Origin of the sequence: Anabaena sp. CCY 9402-a (genome assembly GCF_963920945.1) — a bacterium.
In the GTDB taxonomy this organism is placed as follows: domain Bacteria; phylum Cyanobacteriota; class Cyanobacteriia; order Cyanobacteriales; family Nostocaceae; genus Trichormus; species Trichormus minutissimus.
In genome coordinates, this window is sequence record NZ_CAWUDL010000181.1 from 1 (window position 1) to 1484 (window position 1484).

Here is a 1484-nt window from a genome sequence, read left to right on the forward strand (position 1 = left end):
CAATACTTCTCGGTTAAGGATTAAGCAGTATTAAGAATAAAAAAAGTGAGTGGTTGACGTTTAGTACCCGCTCCTGAGTGGATTGGTTTTCTAGATGGAAACTTAGAACGAGGTTTTTTGACTACTCTGGGATTTGTCCTGCCCTGTCTTGGAGGGATTTTTTGCTCCAAAATTTCCAGGATTAGTTTGGAGAAAAAAAGGGTAGTTGCTCGCTGTTCGCATCTTGGAAATCAGAAATAGCCCGACGAATGACTTTGAGAGTACCAGTAAAACCTAAGCGTAATGGAGATATGGAAGCAGCAGTCGCGGCTTGAAACATTAAAGTGCGAACTGCATAATGGCTTAAAAGCCACCCGTAGATTTCTTGAACAACTTCACGGGGTTTGAGAGAGCGAATGGGAGTTTTGCGCCCATTGAGATGAGTTTTCAACTCATCAATAGTATTTTCTACTTCCCAACGTTGATGATACTCTGTGGCTAACAACAAAGCGGGAAACACAATAATATCCATCAAACTGGTAATGAGACGATAAGTTTGTTGTCCATTCTCTGAGTCGATAGTGTATTCTATAACCCGTACCTGAATCCTTGACCTACCTTTGTGCTTGGATTTGCGGTCTGGAGCAATCCAGGACAGATATGAACCATCGTCCAAAACCTTGTCTACCGGGAATTTAACGTTCTTTGGCACTCGCCCTAAATAGTGACATCCTTGACTGAAGGTGGCATGAACCATACGGTAAGAATGTAGCCCTCTATCCCACATCAGCAGCATCCCTTGACCACAACTTCGGAGTAGTTTTAAAGCTCGCACTCTCTCACCGATACGATAGGGACACATTAAGGCATCAACAATCAGATGAGTTCCCGCCTCCACTAACAATACCAAACGTACCTTCGGGAAAGCCGCCCTAGTTCCTTTTCTACTCCCTGGATATCCAAACACCCTGGCATTAGCCGCGCTATCTGGTACATCCATCACTGTACCGTCTACTGCCATCACTCGCAGGCCTCCTAAAAATGCTCCCGGCGTTTGTGGTGTGCCTAATGGCCGGACTATTTTTTCAAATAGCTGACTCATTACCCGACATCCCAATCTCTGCCTCGCTTCGCTGATTGAAGAACTACTTGGTGCTTTCCAATACTGCCCTAATCGTGTCCACTCTCTACTTAGCCCACTCACCAGATTTTTCAGTACATCTCCCATTGCATCTGATGACCATAGATTCATCGCTATGACTAGACACACTACCAAACCAGATGGCAATTTCCGTGTTCGCTCTTCACCACTGTCTGTCTCTGATAGAGTTTCTCTAATCACTGATGGCGAAATGACTGTTTCTATCGCTTTAAATATTAACTAGGCGTATCTAATGTTGGCGTTATTAAGGAGAAATCTTTTAGCAGCACCAGTTTTTCCGAACACACTTGTAAGTGAACAATTATCACTTTACCTTGCTTTTGTTCTTAACCGAGAAGTATTG

Annotated in this window: 1 protein-coding gene; it reads right to left on the reverse strand. The window is 43.8% G+C overall.

Annotation, left to right across the window (positions count from 1 at the left end):
• Window positions 1–181 precede the first annotated feature (181 nt).
• Complete coding sequence (locus ACM0OR_RS28150) at window positions 182–1318, reverse strand: IS4 family transposase (RefSeq protein ID WP_414579698.1); 1137 nt, start codon at window positions 1316–1318, stop codon at window positions 182–184.
• Window positions 1319–1484: the final 166 nt, after the last annotated feature.